Origin of the sequence: Streptomyces sp. CA-179760 (genome assembly GCF_050937045.1) — a bacterium.
Classification (GTDB): domain Bacteria; phylum Actinomycetota; class Actinomycetes; order Streptomycetales; family Streptomycetaceae; genus Streptomyces.
In genome coordinates, this window is sequence record NZ_JBNJLZ010000001.1 from 3,581,965 (window position 1) to 3,605,597 (window position 23,633).

The window sequence follows — 23,633 nt, forward strand, 5'->3', positions numbered from 1 at the left end:
AGGCCGCGACACCGCGGGGAGATCGCTGATGGCGAAGGCCAAGGAGAGCGACAAGCGGCGCGCCCTCGCGGAGGCGCTGGCACCGTTCTCGATACGTGAGTTCCGCGTCCTGTGGACCGGGCAGGCCGTGTCGGCCGCCGGCGGCGGGATGACCAAGGTGGCGCTCATCTTCGCCGTGCTGGCGGTGGACGGCTCGGTCACCGACATCGGCTTCGTGATGACCGCGCAGGTCCTGACGCAGGTCCTGTTCACGCTGGCCGGCGGGGTCTGGGCGGACCGGATGCGCCGTCAGTTCCTGATGATGACGTCCGACCTGATCCGTGCGGCCGCGCAACTGGTGCTGGCCGTCCTGCTGCTGACCGATCAGGCGCAGGTGTGGCACCTGATCGTCGGGTCCGCGATCTTCGGTGGCGCCCAGGCGTTCTTCGGCCCGGCGTCCAGCGGTCTGATGGCGGAGATCGTGCCGCCGGAACAGCTCCAGCGCAGCAACGCGCTGCTGTCCTTCTGCACCAGCGCCTTCACTGTGCTGAGCCCGGCGCTGGCCGGTGTCGTGATCGCGCTGTGGGGTCCGGGGCTCGTGCTGGCCATCGACGCCGTCACCTTCGTCGTGAGCGCCGTGTCGCTGGGGATGCTGCGGCTGGCTCCGCGCGTCGTCCCCGCGCCCGAGACGTTCCTGGGCGAACTGCGCACCGGCTGGCGCGAGTTCATCGTACGGCCGTGGCTCTGGCTCAACATCATGGCGCACATGCTGCAGAACCTCGCCGTGGCGGCGTACTACGTGCTCGGCCCGGCGATCGCGGACAAGTCCCTCGGCGGGCCGTCCGCCTGGGGCATCATCGTCGCGGGCTGGGCGGCCGGTGCCCTCACGGGCGGGCTCATCGCGCTGAAGCTGGAGCCGCGCAGGCCGTTGGTCGTCGGCAACCTCGCGCTGATCCTGACCGCGCTGCCGCTCCTGGCCCTCGCGGTGCCCACGTCTCTCTGGATCGTGGTGGGCGCGGCGTTCCTCAGCGGCACGGCGACGCTGTTCCTCGACGCGGTCTGGCAGGCGTCGATGCAGCAGATGATCCCCCGGAGGTTCTGTCGCGGGTCGACTCCTACGACTGGATGATCTCCACGGTGGCGGCGCCGATCGGCCTGGCCCTGGTGGGCCCGCTGGCCGCCCAGACCGGAAACGCCGAGACCCTGCTGATCGCCGCCGCGATGATCGTCATCCCGTGCGGTCTCACTCCGCTGGTGCCCGGCATCCGCGCGGTCCGGCGCACGTCCGACGGCCGGATCACCGGCCCGGCCCCCAAACAAACCGTCCAGGTCTGAGAGGACGGGCGAGGAACCATGGCCGACGAACCAGGCAGGTGGATCCGCCGGTACCGGGCCGCGCCCGATGCGGCGGTCCAGTTGGTGTGCCTCCCGCACGCCGGTGGCGCCGCGAGCTACTACCGGCCGATGGCGATGGCGCTGTTCCCCTCGGTCGAGGTGCTGGCGGTGCAGTATCCCGGCAGACAGGACCGTCTCGACGAGCCGTGCTTCGGTGACTTCGCGGAGCTGACCGAGCGCACGCTCGCCGCGGTGCGCCCCGCACTCGACCGGCCGGTGGCGTTGTTCGGGCACAGCATGGGATCCCTGCTGGCGTTCGAGATGGCCAAGCGCCTGGAGGCCGAGGGGGTCGGACCGCTGGCGCTGTTCGCGTCGGGCGGCCGGCCGCCGGACCGGCCGGTCCGGCATTCCTCGCGCACGGTGACCGACGAGGAGCTGATCTCGGAGGTCGCCGCGCTGGAGGGCACCGACAGGCGGCTGCTGGACAGCGAGGACATGCGGGTGCTGTTCCTGCCCGCGTTGCGCGCGGACTACCGGACGATGGCGACCTACCGGTTCGACGGCACCCGGCTGGGATGCCCGCTCGTGTCCCTGACCGGCGACGGCGACCATCTGGTCACGAGCGACGACGCCGCCGGATGGGCCGGCCACACCTCCGGCGGGTTCGACCTGCACGTCTTTCCCGGCGGGCACTTCTACCTCACCGACCGGTGGGACGCCGTGGCCGAGGTGGTGACGAGACGGCTCGGGGCACACGTGCCGACCGGGACCGGGTGACGGCGGGCGGCCCGGGGCCTGTGGCGGGGCGCTCGGCTCCGGGCACGAGCGTGGCCGCCACCGCCGTACGTGCCTACGGCGGTGGCCCCGGATCTCCGCCTCGCGGACACCGCCGAGGGCGACCCGGGCCCCCTGTCTCAGCGTCTCAGCCGTCGACCTGCCAGGCGGGCTCGGCGACGACCTCCAGCACGGCACAGCCGAAGGCGAACCCGGTGGAGTCACCGAGCATGACGACGTGGTCCCCGGCCTCCGCGGCTCGCGTCTCCAGCAGGTGGTTGAGCCCGACGACCGGGTCACCGCCGCTCAGGTGGCCGACCGTGCGCCCCAGGTCCCACGTCATGGCGTCGTCCTCGATGCCGAACTCGGCGCAGAACTCGCGGTCGACCATGAACCGCCCGTTGTACGGCAGGAGCCAGTGCCTGACGTCACCGGCCCCGACTCCGGCGTCGGCGAGCGCGGCCCGCACGCAGTCGCGTTTGGCCTCGGTCATGGTCCGCATCATCGACACGACCCGCCGGCGCTGTGCCCTGCGGAACTCCTGGCGGTCCTCGAACTCACCGGGATCCAGCGGGCGCAGCGTGCTGAAGCGGCCGTCGCCGACGATCTCGGTGGACAGGAGCCGGGCGACGCCGTCCCCATGGCCCAGCACCAGGGCGGTCGCGCCGTCGGCGGGCACACAGCCCTGGTCGTCGCGGTAGCGGTCGCCGTCTGCCGCGTACTTGTCAGCGGAGGTCAGCACGGCCACCCCGCCGGCGGACACGTACATCGCGCCGACCTCCAGCGACGCGATCGCGCCGTTGCAGCCCTGCCGCAGCCCGAGCGCCCGGGCCCGGCCGTCGTGGGCCATGCCCTGGATGTAGGAAGCCGGCTCGGCGACGCCGTCCGGCCCCTGTTCGTCCACGTAGGCGTGGACGAACACACCGATGTCCGCCGGGTCGGCCCCGGACCGGGCGATCGCGAGCCGTGCGGCCTCGACGGCCATGTCCGCGGCGTATCTGGAACCGGCCACCGAGATCGACTCGTAGCCGTGAGCGTCCCGGACGGCGGGGTCGTAGCGGCCCGCCGCCACAGCGGCGTCGACCGGCTCCCGCTCCCCCAGAGCCACGGCACTGGACCTGACACAGACGTCACCCCAGCGCACTCGGCAACCTCCACAATGGCGATGAAGTCGAGGAATCCGAGGAGGACTTCCGCAGACGACGCGAGCCTAACGCACCTGGTCACACCGCACCAGAATCAAATCCCCTTGATCACAAGGCAGTTCAAGAGGTATGCCTTCACGAACAAGCTGAGCTGTGTATAGCATCGGCGGCCCCGGACCGACGGGACTGCAATGAGCGCACTCCGTAACGATGCGGGCGTCCGACGAGACCCCGATCCGAGAGGAGCACCATAGGTGACAGCCGTCGAGCTGCCGGACGTGAACACGCTGGACATCGTGGGGATCGGGTTCGGTCCGGCCAACCTCGCTCTGGCCATCGCCGTCGAGGAGTCGGACGCACCGGTCACCATGGCCTTCCACGAACGGCAGGCGAGTTTCGGCTGGCACAACGGGATGCTGATCGACGGCGCGACCATGCAGGTGTCCTTCCTCAAGGACCTCGCGACGATGCGCAACCCCAACAGCCGCTACACGTTCCTCACTTACCTGCACGCCCACGGGCGGATGCCGGCGTTCATCAACAGCAAGACGCTGTACCCCTACCGGATCGAGTTCCACGACTACCTCCGCTGGGCCGCCGCGCAGCTCGACCCGTGTGTCTCCTACGGCTCGACGGTCGTGGGCGTCCGCCCGGTCCAGGGCGCGGACGGCCATGTCGACCTCCTGGAGGTCGTCACGGAGGACGCGGACGGCGCACGGAGTGTCCAGAGGGCGCGCAATGTCGTGCTCGGCACCGGGACGGCACCTCACCTCCCGCCCGGGGTGACGCCGTCGGCACGGATCCGGCACAGCTCGGAGCTGCTCACCCGGGACTTCGGCACGTCGCGCCACGGGCGGTTCCTGGTCGTGGGGGCCGGGCAGAGCGCCGCCGAATGCGCCGACCATCTCCACCGCACCTACGGCGACGCGGCGGTGCACACCGTCTTCACGCGCTACGGATACAGCGTCTCCGACGACAGCCCCTTCACCAACACCGTGTTCGACCCGGCCGCGGTCGACGACTTCTACCGGGCGCCGGAGCAGACCAAGGAGACGCTGCTCGCGTACCACTCCAACACCAACTACTCGGTGGTGGACCTGGACTTGAGCCAGGAGCTGTTCCGGCGGGCCTACCTCGAGGAGGTCCGGGGCCGACCGCGACTGCACCTCCATCGCGCCTCGCGGGTGCGTTCCTGCACCGAGACCGTCGACGGCGTCGAGGTGGAGGTGGAGTCGCTGATGACCGGCGAGGTGACGCGGTTGACGGTGGACGCCGTCGTCTACGCCACCGGCCACCGGCCCGCCGATCCCCTGCCGCTGCTCGGCGGCCTGGTCGAGGAGTGCAAGAAGGACGAGGCGGGCGGCCTGTACGTGGACCGCGACTACCGCGTCCGCACCTCGGACATGCTGCGCTGCGGCATCTATCTGCACGGCGCCGCCACCGAGGGCAGCCACGGCCTGGGGGCGGGCCTGCTGTCCAACACCGCCGTCCGTGCGGGTGAGATAGCGCGATCGATACTCGGCCAGCCGGCCTGAGACGGGGAGAGACCGTGTTCGTACCACCGATCTACCGGACCACCGACGCGGGCCAGGTGCACGAGGTCATCCGGCAGCACCCGATGGCCATGCTGGTCAGCAGCGGGCCGACCACCCCGTACACCACCCACCTGCCGATCATCCACGATCCGGAGGCCGAGCAGCCGGGCACATTGACCGGGTTCTCGCTGTTCGGCCATCTCAACCGGGCCAACCCGCACTGGCGCGCGCTGGCGGGCGGAGCCCCCGCGACCCTCATGTTCACGGGGCCCTCCAGCTATGTCACGCCGGCCCTGTACGACACCGAAGTCGCCGCGCCCACCTGGAACTTCGTCACCGTCGAGCTGACCGGTGACCTGGTTCCGCTGACCGACCGCGAGGAAACACTGGAGGTCGTCCGGCGCACGGCCGAGATGTTCGAGCAGCGGTTCGGCAAGGGCTGGGACGCCGAGGGGTCGCTGGAATACTTCCGCAGCATCGTGGGCGGCGTCGGCGCCTTCCGCTTCGACGTGGTCACCGGGCAGGCCATGTTCAAGCTCAGCCAGGAGAAGGAACCCGGGATCCGCGACCGTGTGGTGGACGACATGCTCGCTGATCCCGACACCACACGGCGCCGACTGGGGGTCCACATGCAGCAGGTCGGGCGGGCGAAGAAGGCGGATCGGCGGTCACTGTGGGGCGGCCCCGCGGAACCGGAATGCCTGCTGCACGGCCTGGCCCGTACGGCGGCCGAGCGGCCCGACGCGCCGGCCCTGGTCGACGGGGAGACCCGGCTGAGCTACGCGGAGCTGTGGGCGTGGACCGCCGGCCTCGCCGCGACGCTCACAGGCCACGGCGTCGGACCCGGCAGTCGGGTCGCGGTCACCGGCGAGCGCGGCGCGCGGACCGTGGCGGCCCTGCTGGCCACCCTCGCGGTCGGCGCCACGTACGTACCGCTGGACTCGTCGTACCCGCAGAGCCGGCTCACGTTCATGCTGCGGGACAGCGGCGCGAGCATGCTGCTGCACGACGGCCCCCGGCCGTCGTTCGCCGAGGGCATCCCGACCCATGAGATCGGCGGCCCGTCCGCGGGCGACGTCACCGGCTTCCACCCGGTCGCCTGCCACCCGGACCTGCCGGTGTACACCATCTACACCTCCGGTTCGACGGGGCAGCCCAAGGGTGTGACGATCCAGCACAGCTGCCTGGACAACATGGTGACCTGGCAGCGCACCGACTCCGTCCGTCCCGACCTGCGCACCGCGCAGTTCGCGCCGCTCAACTTCGACGTGTGCTTCCAGGAGATCCTGGGCACGCTGTGCGGCGGCGGCACGCTCGTCATCGTCCCCGAGACACTGCGACGCGACGCCTTCCGCTTCCTGGACTGGCTGGTCGACCAGCGCATCGAGCGTCTGTTCCTGCCCTACGTGGCCCTGCACATGCTCGCGGTGGCGGCGTCGGTGCAGGACGGCGAGCCGGGCCTGTCACTGCTCGAGGTGAACACGGCCGGGGAACAGATGCTGTGCACGCCGCCGATCCAGGAGCTGTTCAAGGCACTGCCCGGCGCCAGGCTCGGCAACCACTACGGGCAGAGCGAGTCCGCGATGGTCAGCTCGTACGTGCTGCCCGCGGAGCCGGGCGAGTGGCCGCTGCTCCCGCCCATCGGCAGGCCGCTGCCGGGCTGCGAGATGCTGGTGGACCCGGCCGACCCGGCCGATCCCGCCACGGGCGAACTGCTCGTCGCGGGGCTGCCGGTGTCGCTGGGCTACCTCGACCGGCCGGAACTGAACGCCGAGCGCTTCGTCACCGTCGAGCGCACCCCGCACGGCCATACCAAGGCCTTCCGCACCGGCGACCTGGTGCGGATCGAGGACGGCCTCGTGTACTTCCTCAGCCGGCTGGACCACGACGTCAAGATCCGTGGGATCCGGGTGAACCTGCTGGAGATCGAGGCGGTCCTCATGCAGCAGGACGGCGTCGCCACCGCCGTCTGCGTCGCCCTGGAGCTGGTCCCCGGCTCGCGCCAGCTGCGCGCCGCGGTGACCCTGGACCCGGACGGACCCGAGCCCGGCGACCTGCGCGCCAGGCTCGCCGAGCTGCTGCCCGAGGCATCGGTCCCGGTCTCGGTGGCGGTACTGCCCGGCCTTCCCCGGACGCCCAGCGGCAAGATCGACCGCGATTCCGTCGCCAAGTCCCTCTCTCCCGGCGGTGACCGATGACGGCCGAGCCGAGAACGGATGAGCCGAGGACCGATGAGCCGAGGACCGATGAGCTGACCGAGCCGTACGAGGAGCGGATCGCCGAGATCTGGTCGGCCGCGCTCGGCGTTCCCGTCACCACCGCCGATCACGGCTTCTTCGCGGACGGCGGCGACTCCTTCCAGGCCGCGGTCGCCACCGCTCATGTGCGCCGGGAGTGGGATCTCGAGATCACCGTCCAGCTGTTGATCGACCACCCGGTCCTGGGTGACTTCGCGCGCCGGGTGGCCCAGTGCGTGAACGAGCGATGAGGGATCGTCTCGACCTCGTCGTCGCCGAATGGGCGCGTCGCACCCCCGATGCCCCGGCCGTCCTTCGCGACGGCCGGGGCATCGGCTACGCCGAACTGGTGGCACGGGCCGACGCGGTCGCCACCGCGCTGCGGCGCGAGGGGATCGGCGGCGGGGACGTGGTCGCGATCGTGCCGGACCGCTCCATGGAGCTGGTCGTGGCTCTGCTCGGCTGCCTGCGTGCGGACGCCACCGCGATGGTGCTCGACCCGGCCTGGCCCTCGTGGTGCACCGAGGACGTGTTCGACCGTGCCGCCGTCCGCGCCGTCCTCCAGGACGACGCCCGGGTGAACGTGCTGCGCTCCCCCTCGGACCGGAGCCCGGACACGGCGTGCCTTGTCTTCCCTCCCGGCGCCCGCCCCCGTCCCGTGGCCGTCTCCCACCGCCGGCTCGTGGCGGCTCTGACAGACACCGGATCCTGCGCCCCGCGGTTCCTGCGGACGGCTGGGCCGGGCAGTGAGGACTTCACGTACGAAGTGTGGTCGGCGCTCCTCAACGGCGGATGCGTGGTGTCCGGCCCGCCCGAGGACGCCGATCACCTCCGCCTGTCCACGGCCGAGTTCCACGCGCGCGCCGAGAACCCGGAGTCCTTCGCCGGTCTGCGCGGGCTGGTGGTCGCAGGCGCGTCACCCGACGCGTGGGCGCTGTCGGCGGTGCTGCGCCACAGCCCGCGGCTGCGCCTGCGGCATGTCTACGGGTCCGCCAGGACCGCCCTGGTGAGCCGCACGGTGCGGGAGCAGGACCTCGACGGCGCGTCGCTCCCACTGGCGCCGGACGACCGGTTCGCACTGGGCGAGGACGGCGAGGTGACCGTCGCCGGTGCGGCGACCGGTGACATCGGCTGGGCCGACGAGCACGGCGTGATCCGGGTGCTGGGCCGCCGGGACGACCTGCTGCGGGTCGCCGGCCGGTGGGTCGACCCGCAGCGGATCGAGGCCGTGCTGACGGCGGAGCACGGGATCGCCGAGTGTGTCGTCTTCCCGGTCGACGACGAGCTGGCCTGCGCGTACACGACGGACGACGGGCAGCCCCGCCCCGCGCTGCCGGGGGTGTCGGTCCAGCTGCACCTGCCCGCCCTGCCCGCCGAGGCGACCCTGCGGCTGGACTGTTCGTCCCTGGTCGAGCAGGTGCGGGCCCACGAGCCGGACTCCCTCCTCGCCGAGGTACGCGGCCTCCTCGGGGACACCGCCCTCACGGCTGACGACGACCTCCTCGACGCGGGCATGACCTCGCTGGACGCCATACGGCTCGCGACCGTGCTCAGCGTGCGCTGCCGCAGGAAGGTCACCGTCGCGGACGTCTACCGGGAGCGGCGGCTGAGCGCCCTGTCCGGCGACGCGATCGCGGCACCCGTACCCGTCGCGCCGGTGGACCAGGACGACCGGGACCGCCCCCTGGCCCATGCCCAGCGGCGGTTCCTGTTCGCGGAGGCCTACGCGCCGGGCAGCGCGGACAACCTGGTCGTGGAGGCGTACGAGCTGACCGGCCCCTTGCGTCCCGCTGTGCTGCGCGCGGCGCTCGGCGACGTGGTGGCCCGCCACGAGGCGCTGCGCACCGTATATGTGTGGGAGCGTGGCCGGCCGGTCCAGCGGGTGCTCGACGACACGGCCGTGCCGTGGACCGAAGTGCCCCCGCCCGAGGACCGGCTGCCGGTCCGGGAGATCGCCGAGCGCGTCACCGCGGACCTGTGGGACACACCGTTCCGGCTCGACCGGGAGCCACCGGTCCGCGCCCGTCTGTGCCGGCTCGCGCCGGACCACGCGCTGCTGTGCCTGCAGTTCCATCACATCGCCTTCGACGGCTCGTCGGAACCGCCCCTGCTCGCCGACCTCCGGCACGCCTACATGGCGCGGGCCGAGGGCGATGTCCCACGCTTCCCGCCCGCACCCGGCTATCCCCTGCTCGGCGGGCAGGAGGCGCGCGGCCTCGCGTCCTGGGCCGCCGACGACATCCCGTACTGGCGCGAGACGCTCGCCGACTGCCCGCCGTCCTGCCTGCCTCCCGCGGAGAAGGGCGGCGACTCCGAGGCGGCCGCCCAGGAGACGGTCCGCCGTCTGGACGCCGCCACGGTGCGGCGGTTGGAAGCCGCGGCGGCCCGGTACGGCGGTCCCGTGCTGGCCGCGCTGTCGGCGGGCACCGCGATGGCACTCGCCCGCCGGTTCGGCGCCGACGATGTGTGCGTCGGCACTCTGACCTCGGGTCGGTTCGACCCGGCCATGGACCAGCTCGTCGGGTATCTCGTCAACCCCTTCCCGGTCCCCCTGCGCGGTCTGCGACGCGCGGCCGGGACCGTGCTGGCCACGGCTGCCCGGCAGGTCGTCGACGGGCTGGAGCACGCGCGGACGCCGTTCGACGAGGTGGTCCGCGAACTGCGCGCCGGGCACGGTGCGCCCCCGTGGTTCGAGGCGTGGGTGGTGTTGCAGCATCCGCCACCCGCCGTCTCGTTGGGGCCGGTCGCGCTGCGCCCGGTGCGGGTCCGGCCGCCGCGGACGTCGCGCGGCTGGATGGTCGAGGCGTTCCCCGCGGCCGACAGCGGCTGGGACCTGGTCACCACGTGGCGCGAGGACGTCATGACCTGCCGGACCGGCTCGGCTCTGGCCGACGACGTGGCCGATGCCCTGACGGAACTGGCTGAACCGGCGGACGTGTGAGGAAGGTGCGCAACATGCTGGCGGTCCTGGACTACCCGGGGCGCAGGCCGGAGGCCCCGGTCACCGCGCTGGGTCTCGACGGGATGGTCCCCCTGCTGACCGACCCGCTTCCGGTCGAGGTCACCGGCCCCGCTTACGCGGCACGGCTCGGCGAACCCCCCGGCCCGATCCTGGCCTACTGCGCCGCGTCGGCGCTGGCGGTCCACCTCGCACACCGGCTGGAGCACCCACCGGCCCTGGTCTTCTTCGATCCGATGCCGACCACGGCGGCCGATGTCGCCCAGGCCTACGCCAGGGCACTCGGGCAGGTGCCGGGGAGCGTCGAGCGGGCGGTGCCCGCCGAGGAACTGCCCGAGGAACCGGAGCTGTTCCTGAAGGCCACGCACGAGGACCTGACGCGACGGACGGAGGCGGCTCTGCGGGCGCAGGGGCTGGGCGACGACGCGATCGCCGAACCGGTCTCGCACTTCGTCCGGCAGCATGTGACGTACCTGGCCTATCTGCTGGCGGCCCGGGGCCCGCTGCCGCGGAAACCGGTCGGGCCGATGCTGCAGGTCCTCTCCCGCGACCACCTCGACCACCGCGACTGGCTCCCCGAGGGGGAGTTGACGACGGTACGGGTCGACATCGACCGGGCCGGGCTCACGGCCCACGAGTCGACCGGACCCGTCGTGCTGTCGTTCCTCTCTGCCCTGTCCGCGACACCAAGGAGGCAATACTGATGACCGGCGAAGGACTGCGTGCCACGGTCGAGGAGATCTGGCGAGAGGTGCTCGGCGCGGAGGTGGACGACGACAGCGACTTCTTCGACGAGGGTGGCCACTCGTTCGCGGCGCTGCGCATCATCGCGATGCTCAACGACCACAACGACCAGCCGACGCCGGTGAAGGTGCTGTTCGACAACCCCCGCTTCGGCGACTTCGTCGCGGCGCTGGAGAAGGAGACGGGCCTCAGCCCGCAGCCCTGACCGCGTCCTACGGGCGGACGCCGCCGCTCTCGCGCTGCGGGCCGGCCGCCAGGCGCGCCCGGTCGACCTTCCCGCTGACTGTCACGGGGAAGGTCGCCAGCCGGTGCACGGCGGCGGGAACCATGTAGGCGGGCAGCACCTCGCGCAGCCGTCGCAGCACGTCGTCCGGGTCCGCCGCCGTCGTACCGGTCACGTAGGCCACCAGCCGCCGGTCGTCCGCGGACCGGCCGGTGGCGACGACGACCGCGTCCTCCACTCCCGGGCAGGACCGCAACCGGTGCTCGATCTCACCCGGCTCCACCCGGTGGCCCCTCACCTTGATCTGCTGGTCGATCCGGCCGAGGAACTCCAGCGTCCCGTCGTCGAGGCGGCGGCACAGGTCGCCGGTGCGGTAGACCCTCGCTTCGCCGACGGAGGGCGCGGGCACGAAGCTTTCCCGGGTGCGGCCGGGGCGGTTCAGGTAGCCGCGGGCCAGGGAGTCCCCGGCGACACACAGTTCGCCGGGCGCACCGACTGCCTGTGGCCTGAGCAGACGGTCCATGACATACAGCCGGGTGTTGTCGAGCGGCCCGCCGATCGGCACCCGCTCGTCGGCGTCGTCACCGACGGGGAAGTGCGTGACCTGCACGGTCGCCTCGGTGGGGCCGTAGAAGTTGACGAGCCGGGTGCGCGGGAACGCCTTGCGGAACCGGTGTACGTGGTCGGCGGCCAGTTCGTCGCTGCCCGTCGACACCAGCCGCAGCGTGCGCATCCGGCCGGCGGCGTTCCGCGCCACGACCACGTCCCCGAGGGCGCCCAGCAGCTGCGGTACGAGGTCGAGGACAGTGACCTCGTACCGTTCGACGGCGTCGATGATGGCGTCCGGGTCGCCTTCGGCGCCCGGTGGGAGCAGCGCCAGAGCTCCGCCACCGGGCAGCCATCCGAACAGCTCCCACACCGACACGTCGAAGGAGATCGACGTCTTGTGCAGGATCACGTCGCCGGGGCCGAGCGGGTAGGCGCGCTGGGTGCCGGCGAGCAGGTTCAGCAGGGACCGGTGCTCGACGACGACGCCCTTGGGCTCGCCCGTCGATCCCGAGGTGTAGATGACGTAGGCCTGGTCCTCCGGGCGGACGGTGACCGCGGGCAGTGGCCGGTCGGGCACCTCCGTGTCCCCGCGCAGCACCATGGACGCGCCGCTGTCCCGCAGCACGAAGTCGATCCGTTCGGCGGGGAGCGACGGGTCGACCGGGACGTAGGCCGCGCCGGCCTTCAGTACGGCGAGAACGGCGATGACCAGCCCGGGGGAACGCTCGGCGACGACGGCCACCCGCTCGGCGCCCTGTTCCAGGATCGCCGCCGCCAGCGAGTCGGTGCGCTCGTCCAGTTCGCGGTAGGTGAGGGCACCGTCAGGTGACAGCAGCGCCGGTGCGTCCGGGTGTGCGGCGACCGCGTGGGCGAACATCGCCGGTACGGTCCGGTGGGGGCCGGCCGGCCGTGCGGTGTCGTTGGACCGCTCCAGCAGCCGCATGTCCGCCTCGGTGAGCAGGTCCACTTCGGTGAGCACGAGGCCGGGATCGGCCAGCACCTGCTCCAGCAGGGTGGTGAGGTGGCGCAGCAGCCGGGCGGCGATGTCCTCGCCGATCCCTGTCGCGCGGAGGGTCAGTTCGCCCGTCGCGGCGATGTCGAGGAGCAGCGGCACGGGGTGCGGAGCAGGCTCGGTGTGCAATCCCTCGACACGGATCGCCACTTGGTACGGGACGGTCTGCCCCAGCACACCGATGTCGAAGTTCTGGTGCGCGTAGGAGTCGAAGACCGCCGTCCGTATCCGGTTCACGACCTCGGTGAAGGTGTCGGTGCCGAAGACGGCACACCGGAGGGGAATCAGATGGTCGGGTCCGGTGCCGTCGACGCCGCCGCCGATCGGGGCGCCCTGGCCGATGACGACGGACTCGGCGTGTGTGTAGCGGTGCAGCAGCGCGACCAAGGCGCCGCAGACCAGCAGGTGCAGGCCGTGGGGACGGCCGGTCGCGGCGGCCGGGAGCCCTTCGGGCAGCATCTGTCGCAGCTCGTGGGGCTGGTCGTCGGCGGGTCGTACGGGGAAGGCGCGTGTCGGGCCGGCGGCCAGGACTTCCTGCCAGAATCGCGCGTGTTCCCGCAGCAGAGTCTCCGTCACATCGCACATGATCGTCGCTGACTTCACGACGAGTCAACGCACCTGTGAGGGCTGGACTTTGGCGGCGTTACCTGCTGCGATTGGGGCCGGTCCGACAATCAAAGAAGCGGGGGCTTTCTTGTCTGTGTCGTCGATGGTCGATTTGCTGGATTCGGCGCTGTACGCGGACGGCCCCCCTCACGAGACTCTGCGCGCCATGCGGGAGATAGGCCCCGTGCATCGTCAAGTGTCCGCCGGTGGCGCGGAGTTCTGGGCCGTGGTCGGACACGAGGCGAGCAACCGGGTGCTGACCGAGTGGCGGACCTTCACCTCGACCCGTGGCACGACATTGCGCGAGGACGACAATTCCGCGCCGTACCCCGGTGCCGGCAGGATGCCGGTCCTCACCGATCCGCCGCGCCACACGGAACTGCGCCGGGCCGTGGCCAAATTGTTCACGCCGCGGGCCGTGAAACAGCTGTCCGAACTGGCGCGCCAGGTGGCGGGTTCACTGCTGTCGGACCTGCGCCGGCGCGGGGGCGGCGACTTCGTGACCGACGTGGCCGAGCGGTTCCCGCTCGTGGTGCAGGCCGAGATGCTGGGAATCCCCCCTGAGGACATTCCGATGATGTCGGACGCGACCAACCGCGCCCTGGACAGCGCGGAGGACGAAGCGGCCACCGGGCACCACGACGTGATGATGTACTACCTGAACGCGCTCGGCACCCGGCGCGACGGGCCCGGAAAGGACCTGCTCGGCGCGCTGCTCGACGCCCGCGCGGGCGGGCTGCCCCTGTCGGACGAAGAGATCGTCCTGACGTGCGACAACATCGTGGTGGCCGCGAGTCAGACGGCCCGGCACTCCGCCAGCGGCGGACTGTTGGCGCTGCTGGAACGCCCGGCGGTGTGGGCGGCGCTGCGCGACGGACAGGTCGGCATCGACTCGACCATCGAGGAGTTGCTGCGCTGGACCGCGCCGGTCACGCATGTGATGCGTACCGCCGTGACCGACACCGAACTCGCCGGCGCGCGGATCCGCGCGGGCGACGCGCTGGCCGTGTGGACGTCCTCGGCCAACCGCGACCGGACCGTCTTCGCGGACCCCGACGACCTGGTGCTCGACCGTCACCCGAACCCGCACCTGACCCTCGGCGCCGGTATGCACTTCTGCCTCGGCGCGGCCCTGGTCCGCGTGATGCTGCGGGCCTTGCTGGAGGACCTGGTCACGGCCGACACCTCACTGGCCCTGGCGAGCCCGCCCGGCTGGAGCTCGACCTGGGTCGTCAACGGCCTGCGCTCCCTGCCGGTGACGGTCGTCCCCGCCTGACGCCATCGCGGCTGGCGGCGGAGAAGAGCCCTTGCCGCCGGATCTGCCGGCACTCCCCGAGTACCTCACCCCCGCCGCGGCCTCCTCCGGCATGCGCGCGGCCGGCTCTCGTGACCCGGATCACCGCCCGAGCGCGCTTCCATGCCCTGGCCCCCGGGCACCCACCCCCAGGGCCCCCTGGACACCTCGTGAGGTTAGGCTAGCCTAAGCTTAATTCCAGCCAAGCGGCTGTCAGCCGTGCCCGCAGTGGCTCCGTACGCACGAAAGCAGACTCAGCCATGTCGAACGCCAGAACCGCCCGCTTCTCCCGACGCGGCATCCTCGCCGCCGGGGGTGCCCTCGGACTCGGCGCCCTCGTGACCGCCTGCGGCAGTGGAGACTCCAAGGACGGCGACTCCGACGCGGCGGCGGGCGGCAAGTCCGGCCCCTGGTCCTTCAAGGACGACCGCGGCAAGAGCGTGCGGCTGAAGCAGACGCCCGCGGACATCGTCGCCTTCACCGGCGTCGCCGCCGCCCTCCACGACTACGGGGTCTCCGTCAAGGGCGTCTTCGGCCCGACCAAGACTCAGGACGGCAAGCCCGACGTCCAGGCCGGCGACATGGACATCAGCAAGGTGACCATCCTCGGCAACACCTGGGACCAGTTCAACATCGAGAAGTACGCCGCCCTCGCCCCCGACGTGCTGATCAGCACGATGTTCGACGACGCCGGCACCCTCTGGTACGTCCCGGAGGCCTCGAAGGACAAGATCGCCAAGCTGGCCCCGAGCGTCGGCATATCCGTCTACGACCGCAAGCTCACCGAGCCGCTGCAGCGCATGTGGGAGCTGGCCGAATCCCTCGGCGGCGACGTGAAGTCCGCCAAGGCCACCGACGCCAAGAAGCGGTTCGAGGAGGCCTCCGAGCGGCTGCGCAAGGCCGCCAAGGCGCACCCCGACATCAAGGTGCTGGTCGGTTCCGCGAGCCAGGAGCTCTTCTACGTCTCCGGCACCGACCTCTCCGTCGACCTGGAGTACTTCAAGTCCCTCGGCGTGAACTTCGTCGAGCCGCCGGAGAAGGCCAAGGCGCAGAGTGGCGGCTGGTTCGAGAACCTGAGCTGGGAGAACGTCGACAAGTACGCGGCGGACGTCATCATGATGGACGACCGCTCCTCGGCGATCCAGCCGGCGGACATCTCCGAGGCGACGTGGAAGAAGCTGCCGGCGGTCAAGGCCGGGCAGGTCATCTCGCGGTCGGCCGAGCCGATTCTGTCGTACGACAAGTGCGTGCCGCTGGTGGAGAACCTGGCGAAGGCCATCGAGAACGCGAAGAAGGTCAGCTAGCGCAGTCCGCGGGTGGGGCATCGGGCCTCGTTGGCGTCGCGCGGGCCGGTTGTGGCTGATCGCGCGGTTCCCCGCGCCCCTTTCGGGGGCGCTGCCCCACCCCCTGACGACAACTCAGGAGCCCCCATGACCACCGCCGTGGCCGCCCCCTTCCGTTTCTTCTCACTCCAGGTCGTGCGGACGAGGCGGCTCGGTCCGTCTCTGGTCCGGGTCACCTTCGGTGGGCCCGATCTGCACGCCTTCCGTTCCGACGGGCGTGACCAGTCGCTGTCGCTGTTCCTGCCGCACCCCGGGCAGCCCGAGCCGGTCGTGCCGCTCGAGCTGGGGGACGGCTGGTGGCAGGGCTGGCGCGAACTCCCGGACGACGTACGCGCCGTGATGCGCTCGTACACCCTGCGCGCACTGCGCCGCGACCCGGACGAGATCGACATCGACTTCGCCCTGCACGGCATCGAGCCGGGCGCCTCGGTCCAGGCCGGTCCCGCCTCCCGCTGGGCCGACCGGGCCGCCGCCGGGGACCGGGTCCTGCTGCTCGGCCCGGCCGTCGCCGACAACCGGGCGATCCGCTTCCGGCCGCCCCAGGACACCGACCTCGTGGTCGTCTGGGGCGACGAGACCGCCGTACCGGCCGCCTCGGCCATCGTCGAGGCGCTGCCGGCCGGCACCCGCGCCCGGGTCTGGCTGGAGGTCCCGCATGCCGGGGACATCCAGGACCTGGTGACCGAGGCGGACGCCGAGATCAACTGGCTCGTCAAGAACGAGACCCCCGAGGCCTCCCGGACCCCCGAGACCGTCGAGGGCTCCCCCATGGTCCTCGACACCCTCCGCGACGCCCGGCTCCCGCCCGCCGAGAGGCCGTACGTCTGGATCGCCGGCGAGTCCGGCTGTGTGAAGCAGCTGCGCCGGCACTTCGTACGGGAGCGCGGGATCGACCGCCGCCGGGTGACCTTCGTCGGCTACTGGCGCCGCGGCGTGAGTGAGGAGCAGCTACGCGCGGAAAGCTGACCGACAGCCGTCCATGACCCACGCGTGACCACAGTCACGGCAGAGCCAGCCCTCCCCCCATATAACTTAGGTTAGGCTTACCTAAGTTCATTCCGCGGCTCAGCCCACCCCTGTCCCGACCGGACTGTCCCCACCGGAGGACCCCCACATGCGCTCGCACCTGCTCAACGACACCACCGCGGAGCAGTACCGCCGCTCCGTGACCGACGGAGTCGAGCGGGTGGCCGCCAAACTCGCCGCCACCGACCGGCCCTTCACCGGCGTCAGCGTCGACGCCCTCTCCCCCCGCATCGACGAGATCGACCTCGACCAGCCTCTGCACGACACGACCGCGGTGCTGGACGAACTGGAGGACGTCTACCTCCGGGACGCGATCTACTTCCACCACCCCCGCTACCTCGCCCACCTCAACTGCCCGGTCGTCATCCCGGCCGTGCTCGGCGAGGCGGTCCTCTCCGCCGTCAACTCCTCCCTGGACACCTGGGACCAGTCGGCAGGCGGCACGCTCATCGAGCGGAAACTGATCGACTGGACGAACGAGCGCATCGGCCTCGGCCCCGCGGCCGACGGCGTGTTCACCTCCGGCGGCTCCCAGTCCAACCTCCAGGCCCTGCTGCTCGCGAGGGAAGAGGCCAAGCCGGGGCGGGATGGGTGGGAGGGTCCGGCCTCCCTCGCCAAACTGCGCATCTTCGCCTCCGAGGTCAGCCACTTCAGCGTGAAGAAGTCCGCGAAGCTGCTCGGGCTCGGCCAGGACGCCGTGGTCTCCATACCCGTCGACCACGACAAGCGCATGCAGACCGTCGCCCTCGCCCGCGAGCTGGAGCGCTGCGCGAAGGACGGCCTCGTCCCCATGGCCGTGGTCGCCACCGCCGGCACCACCGACTTCGGCTCCATCGACCCGCTGCCCGAGATCGCCGAGCTGTGCCAGCAGTTCGGCACCTGGATGCACGTCGACGCCGCCTACGGCTGCGGCCTGCTCGCCTCCGTGAAGCACCGGGACCGCATCGACGGCATCGAGCGCGCCGACTCGGTCACCGTCGACTACCACAAGTCCTTCTTCCAGCCGGTGAGTTCCTCCGCCGTGCTCGTCCGGGACGCGGCCACCCTCCAGCACGCCACCTACCACGCGGAGTACCTGAACCCCCGCCGCATGGTGCAGGAACGTATCCCCAACCAGGTGGACAAGTCCCTGCAGACCACCCGCCGCTTCGACGCCCTCAAGCTGTGGATGACCCTGCGGACCATGGGCGCCGACGGCATCGGCCAGCTCTTCGACGAAGTGTGCGAGCTGGCCCGGGAGGGCTGGAAGCTGCTCGCCGCCGACCCGCGCTTCGACGTCGTCGTGGAGCCGAGCCTGTCCACCCTGGTCTTCCGCTACATCCCGGCCGCCGTGACCGACCCCGCCGAGATCGACCGCGCCAACCTCTACGCCCGCAAGGCCCTGTTCGCCTCCGGTGACGCCATCGTCGCGGGCACCAAGGTCGGCGGCCGTCACTACCTGAAGTTCACCCTGCTCAACCCCGAGACGCAGGCGTCCGACATCGCCGCCGTCCTCGATCTGATCGCCGGCCATGCCGAGCAGTACCTGGGAGAGTCCCTTGACCGCGCGTCCTGAAAACCCCACCACGACCCATGACTTCGTGGGTATCGGGCTCGGCCCCTTCAACCTCGGACTGGCCTGTCTCACCGAGCCCATCGACGCACTCGACGGCGTCTTCCTGGAGTCGAAGCCCGACTTCGAGTGGCACGCGGGGATGTTCCTCGACGGCGCCCACCTCCAGACCCCGTTCATGTCGGACCTGGTCACCCTCGCCGATCCGACGTCCCCGTACTCCTTCCTGAACTACCTGAAGGAGAAGGGCCGGCTGTACTCGTTCTACATCCGCGAGAACTTCTACCCGCTGCGCGTCGAGTACGACGACTACTGCCGCTGGGCCGCGAACAAACTGAGCAGCATCCGCTTCGGCACAACGGTGACGGAAGTCCGCTACGAGGACGACCTCTATGTCGTGCACACCGAGGCCGGAGACGTCTACCGCGCCCGCCGGCTCGTCCTCGGCACGGGCACCCCGCCCTACATCCCCGAGGCCTGCCGGGACCTGGGCGGCGACTTCCTGCACAACTCCCGCTACCTGAGCCACAAGGCGGAGCTGCAGAGGAAGGACTCGATCACGCTGGTCGGCTCGGGCCAGTCGGCCGCCGAGATCTACTACGACCTGCTCAGCGAGATCGACGTCCACGGCTACCGGCTGAACTGGGTCACCCGCTCCCCGCGCTTCTTCCCGCTGGAGTACACCAAGCTCACGCTGGAGATGACGTCCCCGGAGTACGTCGACTACTTCCGCGAGCTGCCCGAGGCGACCCGCTACCGCCTCACGGCCGAGCAGAAGGGCCTGTTCAAGGGCATCGACGGCGACCTGATCAACGAGATCTTCGACCTGCTCTACCAGAAGAACCTCGGCGGCCCGGTGCCCACGCGGCTGATCACCAACGCCTCACTGAACAGCGCGACGTACGAGAACGGCACGTACACCCTGGGCTTCCGCCAGGAGGAGCAGGGCAAGGACTTCGAGCTGGACTCCGAGGGCCTGGTGCTGGCCACCGGCTACAGGTACGCCGAGCCGGAGTTCCTCGACCCCGTCAAGGACCGGCTGGTCTACGACTCCCAGGGCAACTTCGACGTCGCCCGCAACTACGCCGTCGACGTCACCGGCCGGGGCGTCTTCCTGCAGAACGCCGGCGTCCACACCCACAGCATCACCAGCCCCGACCTGGGCATGGGCCCGTACCGGAACGCGTACATCATCCGGGAGCTGCTGGGCAGCGAGTACTACCCGGTCGAGAAGACCATCGCCTTCCAGGAGTTCGCGGTATGAGCGCCACGACCGGCATCGGCACGCTGACCGTCCGCCCGCTCGACCCCCTGAAGGACGCCGAGGTGCTGCACTCCTGGGTCACGCACCCCAAGGCGTCCTACTGGATGATGCAGGACGCGAAACTCCAGGACGTCGAGCGCGAGTACATGCGCATCGCGGCGCACGAGTACCACCACGCGTACCTCGGCCTGCACGAGGGCCGCCCGGCGTTCCTGATGGAGTCGTACGACCCCCGGTACGTCGAACTGGAAGGCCTGTACGACCCGGAGCCCGGCGACGTCGGCATGCACTTCCTGGTCGCGCCGACCGACCGGCCGATCCACGGCTTCACCAAGGCCGTCATCACCGCCGTGATGGACGAGCTGTTCGCCGACCCGCGCACCCGCCGGGTCGTGGTGGAGCCCGACGTGAGCAACAAGGCAGTACACGCGCTCAACGAGGCCGTCGGCTTCGTGCCCGAGCGCGAGATCGACAAGCCGGAGAAGCGCGCGCTGCTGAGCTTCTGCACGCGTGAGCAGTACCTGGCCGCACGAGGAGTGGCGATATGACCCTGTCCGACGCCGTGGCGCACCTGTCCCCCGAGCGCTGGGACCAGGCGGGCCGCCTGCTGATCCGCAAAGCGCTCGCCGAGTTCACGCACGAGCGGCTGCTCACCCCCGAGGCGGACGGGGAGGGCTGGGTCGTCCGCAGCGACGACGGCCTGACCAGCTACCGCTTCACCGCCACCCGCCGGGCCCTGGACCACTGGCAGGTGGACGCCGGCTCGATCACCCGGCACCGGGACGGCGCCGAGCTTCCGCTCGCTGCCCTGGACTTCTTCATCGAGCTGAAGGACACCCTGGGCCTCAGCGAGCAGATCCTGCCGGTCTACCTGGAGGAGATCTCCTCCACCCTCTCCGGCACCTGCTACAAGCTCACCAAGCCGAAAATCACGGCGGCCGAGCTGGCCCGCGGCGACTTCCAGGCCATCGAGACCGGCATGACCGAGGGCCACCCCTGCTTCGTGGCCAACAACGGACGGCTCGGCTTCGGCATCCACGAGTACCTGTCGTACGCGCCGGAGACGGCGAGCCCGGTCCGGCTCGTCTGGCTCGCGGCCCACCGCTCGCGGGCGGCGTTCACCGCCGGTGTCGGCATCGAGTACGAGTCGTTCCTGCGCGAGGAACTGGGCGAGGAGACCGTCGAGCGCTTCCACGGCACCCTGCGCGACCAGGGCAAGGACCCCGAGGACTTCCTGTTCATCCCGGTCCACCCCTGGCAGTGGTGGAACAAGCTCACCGTCACCTTCGCCGCCGAGGTCGCCCGCGGGCACCTGGTCTGCCTGGGCGAGGGCGGCGACGAATACCTGGCCCAGCAGTCCATCCGGACCTTCTTCAACAGGACGACCCCCGAGAAGCACTACGTCAAAACGGCTCTGTCCGTCATCAACATGGGCTTCATGCGCGGTCTGTCGGCCGCCTACATGGAGGCCACGCCCGCGATCAACGACTGGCTGGCCCAGCTCATCGAGGGCGACCCGGTGCTGAAGTCCACGGGCCTGTCGATCATCAAGGAGCGCGCGGCGGTCGGCTACCGGCACCTGGAGTACGAGCAGGCGACCGACCGCTACTCGCCGTACCGCAAGATGCTCGCCGCGCTGTGGCGGGAGAGCCCGGTGCCCTCGCTCCAGCAGGGCGAGTCCCTGGCCACCATGGCGTCCCTGGTCCACATCGACCACGAGGGTGCCTCGATCGCGGGCGCGCTGATCGAACAGTCGGGCCTCGCCCCCACCCAGTGGCTGCGCCACTACCTCAAGGCCTACTTCACGCCCCTCCTCCACAGCTTCTACGCCTACGACCTGGTCTTCATGCCGCACGGCGAGAACGTCATCCTCGTGCTGGAGGACGGGGTCGTGCGGCGCGCGATCTACAAGGACATCGCCGAGGAGATCGCCGTCATGGACCCGGACGCGGTACTGCCGCCGACGGTCGAGCGGCTGCGCGTCGAGGTCCCGGAGGACAAGAAACTCCTGTCGATCTTCACGGACGTCTTCGACTGCTTCTTCCGCTTCCTCGCGGCGCACCTCGCCACCGAGGGAATCCTGGAGGAGGACGACTTCTGGCGCACGGTCGCCGAGGTCACCCGGGCCTACCAGGAGTCGATGCCCGAACTCGCCGACAAGTTCAAGCAGTACGACATGTTCGCGCCCGAGTTCTCCCTCTCCTGCCTCAACCGCCTCCAGCTCCGCAACAACGAACAGATGGTGGACCTCTCGGACCCCTCCGGCGCCCTCCAGCTGATCGGCACCCTGAAGAACCCGATCGCCGAGTTCTGACCCCACAGCAGACGGGCACCCCGGAGCACGGTCCTCCGGGGTGCCCGTCATTTGGCTTTGTCTTCAGGGGCGCGGGGCTGTATCAATTTGCGGCTCCGCCGCGCGGGCGCGACCAGCCCCCACCGGCCCGCAGACGAATCACTGCGCACCCCACGGAACCTGCGGCGACCTGTACCACTCAATCCCCAGGGCATCCCACCGCTCAGCCTGCGCAGCAAGCCGCACCTTGTACCGCTCCCAGTCGTGAGAACCCGCCGAGGACCACCCCAACTCCGCAACCCCCGGCAACCGAGGGAACGCCATGAACTCGATGTGCTCGGAATTCTCAAGCGTCTCCGACCACATGGGCGCCTCGACACCCCGCACGGCCCCGTCCGGCACCCCCGGCAGATAAGCCCCGGGATCCCAGTCATAAGACCGCTTCACCTCGACATACCCCGCCCACGACAACCCCAGCGGTGTGTCCTTCGTGTACTTCATGTCGAGATACACCCGGTCCGCCGGAGACAGAATCAGCCCCGTCCCACTCTGCGCGGCCTTCACCACCCGCGCCTTCTCCTCCGCACTCGTACTGTCGAGCCCCCAGTACTGCGCGAGAGCGCCCTTCGCCGGAGTCGCCCCGGTCAACTGGTGCCACCCGACGACCGTCTTCCCGTACTTCGCGACAACCGGCTGCACCCGGTCCATGAACGCCACGTAGTCCTCATGGCTCGTGGAGTGCGCCTCGTCGCCCCCGATGTGGAGGTACCTGCCCGGAGTCAGCGCGGCAATCTCCCGTACGACGTCGTCCACGAAGTCGTACGTGATCTCCTTGCCGACGCACAGCGAGCTGAACCCGACCTCGGTCCCGGTGTAGAGCGGCGGAGCGACACCGTCGCAGTTCAGCTCGGCGTACGAGGCGAGCGCCGCGTTGGTGTGGCCGGGCATGTCCATCTCCGGGACGACCTCCAGATAGCGGGAGGACGCGTACCGCACGATCTCCTTGTAGTCGGCCTTGGTGTAGAAACCGCCGGGGCCACCGCCGACCTGCGTCGAACCGCCGTAGGCGGCCAGCCGCGGCCAGGAGTCGATGGCGATGCGCCAGCCCTGGTCGTCGCTGAGGTGCAGGTGCAGCTTGTTGATCTTGTAGAGGGCCAACTGGTCGATGTATCGCTTGACCTGGTCGACGGTGAAGAAGTGCCGGGAGACGTCGAGCATGGCGCCGCGCCAGCCGTAGCGCGGGGTGTCCGTCACGGTGCCGCCCGCGACCAGCCAGGGGCCGGGCTGTACGGAGTCCTTCTCGACGGCTGCCGGGAGCAGCTGGCGCAGGGTCTGCACGCCGTGGAAGAGCCCGGCGGGCCTCGCCGCGGTGATGGTGACGCCCTTGGGCCCGCTGTCGAGGCGGTAACCCTCGGCGCCGAACGGGCCTTTGTCGAGCCGCAGCTGGATGCCCCCGGCGCCACGGTCGGTCACGGGCAGGCGGTAACCGGTGGAGGGCCGGAGGAGCTTCGCGAGGTACTCGCCGATGCGCCGGGTCTCGCGAGAGTCGTCGACGCGTATGTGCGTGCCACGGGTGATCCGGTAGGCGGACCCGCCCGGCACGACCGAGGCGGGCGCGGGGACCACACGGTCGAGCGGGGTGGGCGAGGCCGCCGGCGCGGGGGCGGCTCCGGTCACGGAGACGCCCATCGTGACCAGCAGCAGGGAGCCGAGAAGGCGGAGCGTTCTGTGGTGCTGTCTCACACGGCCGTGTCTCACAAGCG

At 70.7% G+C, this 23,633-nt stretch carries 19 protein-coding genes; 16 read left to right on the forward strand and 3 right to left on the reverse strand.

The features are described 5' to 3' along the window. The first annotated feature begins 28 nt into the window (after positions 1–28). From ACQEV8_RS15940 to ACQEV8_RS15950, 3 genes are read left to right on the forward strand one after another with little or no spacing between them, the layout of a single operon-like run. Positions 29–1,108 carry an MFS transporter gene (locus ACQEV8_RS15940; protein ID WP_432960674.1) on the forward strand — a complete coding sequence of 360 codons (1,080 nt, stop codon included), beginning with the start codon at positions 29–31 and terminating at the stop codon, positions 1,106–1,108. Beyond that, on the forward strand, positions 1,105–1,314 hold the full coding sequence (locus ACQEV8_RS15945) for a hypothetical protein (RefSeq protein WP_432960676.1): 210 nt from the start codon (positions 1,105–1,107) through the stop codon (positions 1,312–1,314). Before ACQEV8_RS15940 ends, ACQEV8_RS15945 begins: the two co-directional genes overlap by 4 nt. Before the next feature lie 18 nt (positions 1,315–1,332). Next, positions 1,333–2,091 (forward strand): thioesterase II family protein, encoded by a 759-nt coding sequence (locus ACQEV8_RS15950; protein WP_432960678.1) that lies wholly within the window; start codon positions 1,333–1,335, stop codon positions 2,089–2,091. A gap of 145 nt (positions 2,092–2,236) precedes the next feature. Here the strand turns inward: ACQEV8_RS15950 and ACQEV8_RS15955 are convergent, their stop codons facing one another. Continuing rightward, positions 2,237–3,196 (reverse strand): ketoacyl-ACP synthase III family protein, encoded by a 960-nt coding sequence (locus tag ACQEV8_RS15955; RefSeq protein WP_432960680.1) that lies wholly within the window; start codon positions 3,194–3,196, stop codon positions 2,237–2,239. Between the two features lie 291 nt (positions 3,197–3,487). On the opposite strand from ACQEV8_RS15955, the gene ACQEV8_RS15960 reads away from it, so the two are divergent. Genes ACQEV8_RS15960 through ACQEV8_RS15985 form a run of 6 tightly spaced genes read left to right on the forward strand, consistent with a single transcriptional unit; the run spans position 3,488 to position 10,913 of the window. Next, complete coding sequence (locus tag ACQEV8_RS15960) at positions 3,488–4,768, forward strand: lysine N(6)-hydroxylase/L-ornithine N(5)-oxygenase family protein (protein ID WP_432960682.1); 1,281 nt, start codon at positions 3,488–3,490, stop codon at positions 4,766–4,768. A gap of 14 nt (positions 4,769–4,782) precedes the next feature. Next, positions 4,783–6,966, forward strand: coding sequence for an AMP-binding protein (locus ACQEV8_RS15965; protein WP_432960684.1), 2,184 nt, complete (start codon positions 4,783–4,785; stop codon positions 6,964–6,966). Continuing rightward, entirely contained in the window at positions 6,963–7,256 is a 294-nt protein-coding gene (locus ACQEV8_RS15970) for a phosphopantetheine-binding protein (protein WP_432960688.1), read from the forward strand. The genes ACQEV8_RS15965 and ACQEV8_RS15970 overlap by 4 nt, the downstream gene beginning before the upstream one ends. Further along, positions 7,253–9,946, forward strand: a complete 2,694-nt coding sequence (locus tag ACQEV8_RS15975) for a condensation domain-containing protein (protein ID WP_432960691.1) — start codon at positions 7,253–7,255, stop codon at positions 9,944–9,946. The genes ACQEV8_RS15970 and ACQEV8_RS15975 overlap by 4 nt, the downstream gene beginning before the upstream one ends. A gap of 14 nt (positions 9,947–9,960) precedes the next feature. Then, the gene (locus tag ACQEV8_RS15980; protein WP_432960693.1) at positions 9,961–10,668 is read left to right on the forward strand and encodes a hypothetical protein; all 708 of its coding nucleotides are present in this window, start codon (positions 9,961–9,963) and stop codon (positions 10,666–10,668) included. Continuing rightward, a complete protein-coding gene (locus ACQEV8_RS15985) occupies positions 10,668–10,913 on the forward strand; it encodes an acyl carrier protein (RefSeq protein ID WP_432960695.1) in 246 nt (81 codons plus the stop codon). The genes ACQEV8_RS15980 and ACQEV8_RS15985 overlap by 1 nt, the downstream gene beginning before the upstream one ends. A gap of 7 nt (positions 10,914–10,920) precedes the next feature. Here the strand turns inward: ACQEV8_RS15985 and ACQEV8_RS15990 are convergent, their stop codons facing one another. Further along, positions 10,921–13,068, reverse strand: a complete 2,148-nt coding sequence (locus ACQEV8_RS15990; RefSeq protein ID WP_432960697.1) for an amino acid adenylation domain-containing protein — start codon at positions 13,066–13,068, stop codon at positions 10,921–10,923. 214 nt (positions 13,069–13,282) lie between these two features. Between ACQEV8_RS15990 and ACQEV8_RS15995 the strand changes: the two genes are divergently transcribed. The 7 genes from ACQEV8_RS15995 (at position 13,283) to ACQEV8_RS16025 (ending at position 21,891) form a co-directional block, all read left to right on the forward strand. Next, positions 13,283–14,374 carry a cytochrome P450 gene (locus ACQEV8_RS15995; protein WP_432960699.1) on the forward strand — a complete coding sequence of 364 codons (1,092 nt, stop codon included), beginning with the start codon at positions 13,283–13,285 and terminating at the stop codon, positions 14,372–14,374. 278 nt (positions 14,375–14,652) lie between these two features. Continuing rightward, complete coding sequence (locus tag ACQEV8_RS16000; RefSeq protein WP_432960702.1) at positions 14,653–15,696, forward strand: ABC transporter substrate-binding protein; 1,044 nt, start codon at positions 14,653–14,655, stop codon at positions 15,694–15,696. A gap of 126 nt (positions 15,697–15,822) precedes the next feature. Then, positions 15,823–16,701 carry a siderophore-interacting protein gene (locus tag ACQEV8_RS16005; RefSeq protein WP_432960704.1) on the forward strand — a complete coding sequence of 293 codons (879 nt, stop codon included), beginning with the start codon at positions 15,823–15,825 and terminating at the stop codon, positions 16,699–16,701. 148 nt (positions 16,702–16,849) lie between these two features. Next, a complete protein-coding gene (gene desA / locus ACQEV8_RS16010; RefSeq protein WP_432960706.1) occupies positions 16,850–18,316 on the forward strand; it encodes a lysine decarboxylase DesA in 1,467 nt (488 codons plus the stop codon). Then, the gene (locus ACQEV8_RS16015; protein WP_432960708.1) at positions 18,300–19,577 is read left to right on the forward strand and encodes a lysine N(6)-hydroxylase/L-ornithine N(5)-oxygenase family protein; all 1,278 of its coding nucleotides are present in this window, start codon (positions 18,300–18,302) and stop codon (positions 19,575–19,577) included. Before desA ends, ACQEV8_RS16015 begins: the two co-directional genes overlap by 17 nt. Further along, the gene (locus ACQEV8_RS16020; protein ID WP_432960710.1) at positions 19,574–20,125 is read left to right on the forward strand and encodes a GNAT family N-acetyltransferase; all 552 of its coding nucleotides are present in this window, start codon (positions 19,574–19,576) and stop codon (positions 20,123–20,125) included. The genes ACQEV8_RS16015 and ACQEV8_RS16020 overlap by 4 nt, the downstream gene beginning before the upstream one ends. After that, positions 20,122–21,891 (forward strand): IucA/IucC family protein, encoded by a 1,770-nt coding sequence (locus tag ACQEV8_RS16025; protein ID WP_432960712.1) that lies wholly within the window; start codon positions 20,122–20,124, stop codon positions 21,889–21,891. Before ACQEV8_RS16020 ends, ACQEV8_RS16025 begins: the two co-directional genes overlap by 4 nt. A gap of 138 nt (positions 21,892–22,029) precedes the next feature. Here ACQEV8_RS16025 and ACQEV8_RS16030 read toward each other — a convergent pair whose 3' ends face one another. Then, positions 22,030–23,613, reverse strand: a complete 1,584-nt coding sequence (locus ACQEV8_RS16030; protein WP_432960714.1) for a beta-N-acetylhexosaminidase — start codon at positions 23,611–23,613, stop codon at positions 22,030–22,032. Positions 23,614–23,633: the final 20 nt, after the last annotated feature.

Excerpts from the sequence above, each read along its gene's own strand:
- ACQEV8_RS15940 (WP_432960674.1), top strand. The coding sequence starts at position 29 with ATGGCGAAGGCCAAGGAGAGCGACAAGCGGCGCGCCCTCGCGGAGGCG.
- ACQEV8_RS15945 (WP_432960676.1), top strand. The coding sequence starts at position 1,105 with ATGATCTCCACGGTGGCGGCGCCGATCGGCCTGGCCCTGGTGGGCCCG.
- ACQEV8_RS15950 (WP_432960678.1), top strand. The coding sequence starts at position 1,333 with ATGGCCGACGAACCAGGCAGGTGGATCCGCCGGTACCGGGCCGCGCCC.
- ACQEV8_RS15970 (WP_432960688.1), top strand. The coding sequence starts at position 6,963 with ATGACGGCCGAGCCGAGAACGGATGAGCCGAGGACCGATGAGCCGAGG.
- ACQEV8_RS15975 (WP_432960691.1), top strand. The coding sequence starts at position 7,253 with ATGAGGGATCGTCTCGACCTCGTCGTCGCCGAATGGGCGCGTCGCACC.
- ACQEV8_RS15980 (WP_432960693.1), top strand. The coding sequence starts at position 9,961 with ATGCTGGCGGTCCTGGACTACCCGGGGCGCAGGCCGGAGGCCCCGGTC.
- ACQEV8_RS15985 (WP_432960695.1), top strand. The coding sequence starts at position 10,668 with ATGACCGGCGAAGGACTGCGTGCCACGGTCGAGGAGATCTGGCGAGAG.
- ACQEV8_RS16000 (WP_432960702.1), top strand. The coding sequence starts at position 14,653 with ATGTCGAACGCCAGAACCGCCCGCTTCTCCCGACGCGGCATCCTCGCC.
- ACQEV8_RS16005 (WP_432960704.1), top strand. The coding sequence starts at position 15,823 with ATGACCACCGCCGTGGCCGCCCCCTTCCGTTTCTTCTCACTCCAGGTC.
- desA (WP_432960706.1), top strand. The coding sequence starts at position 16,850 with ATGCGCTCGCACCTGCTCAACGACACCACCGCGGAGCAGTACCGCCGC.
- ACQEV8_RS16020 (WP_432960710.1), top strand. The coding sequence starts at position 19,574 with ATGAGCGCCACGACCGGCATCGGCACGCTGACCGTCCGCCCGCTCGAC.
- ACQEV8_RS16025 (WP_432960712.1), top strand. The coding sequence starts at position 20,122 with ATGACCCTGTCCGACGCCGTGGCGCACCTGTCCCCCGAGCGCTGGGAC.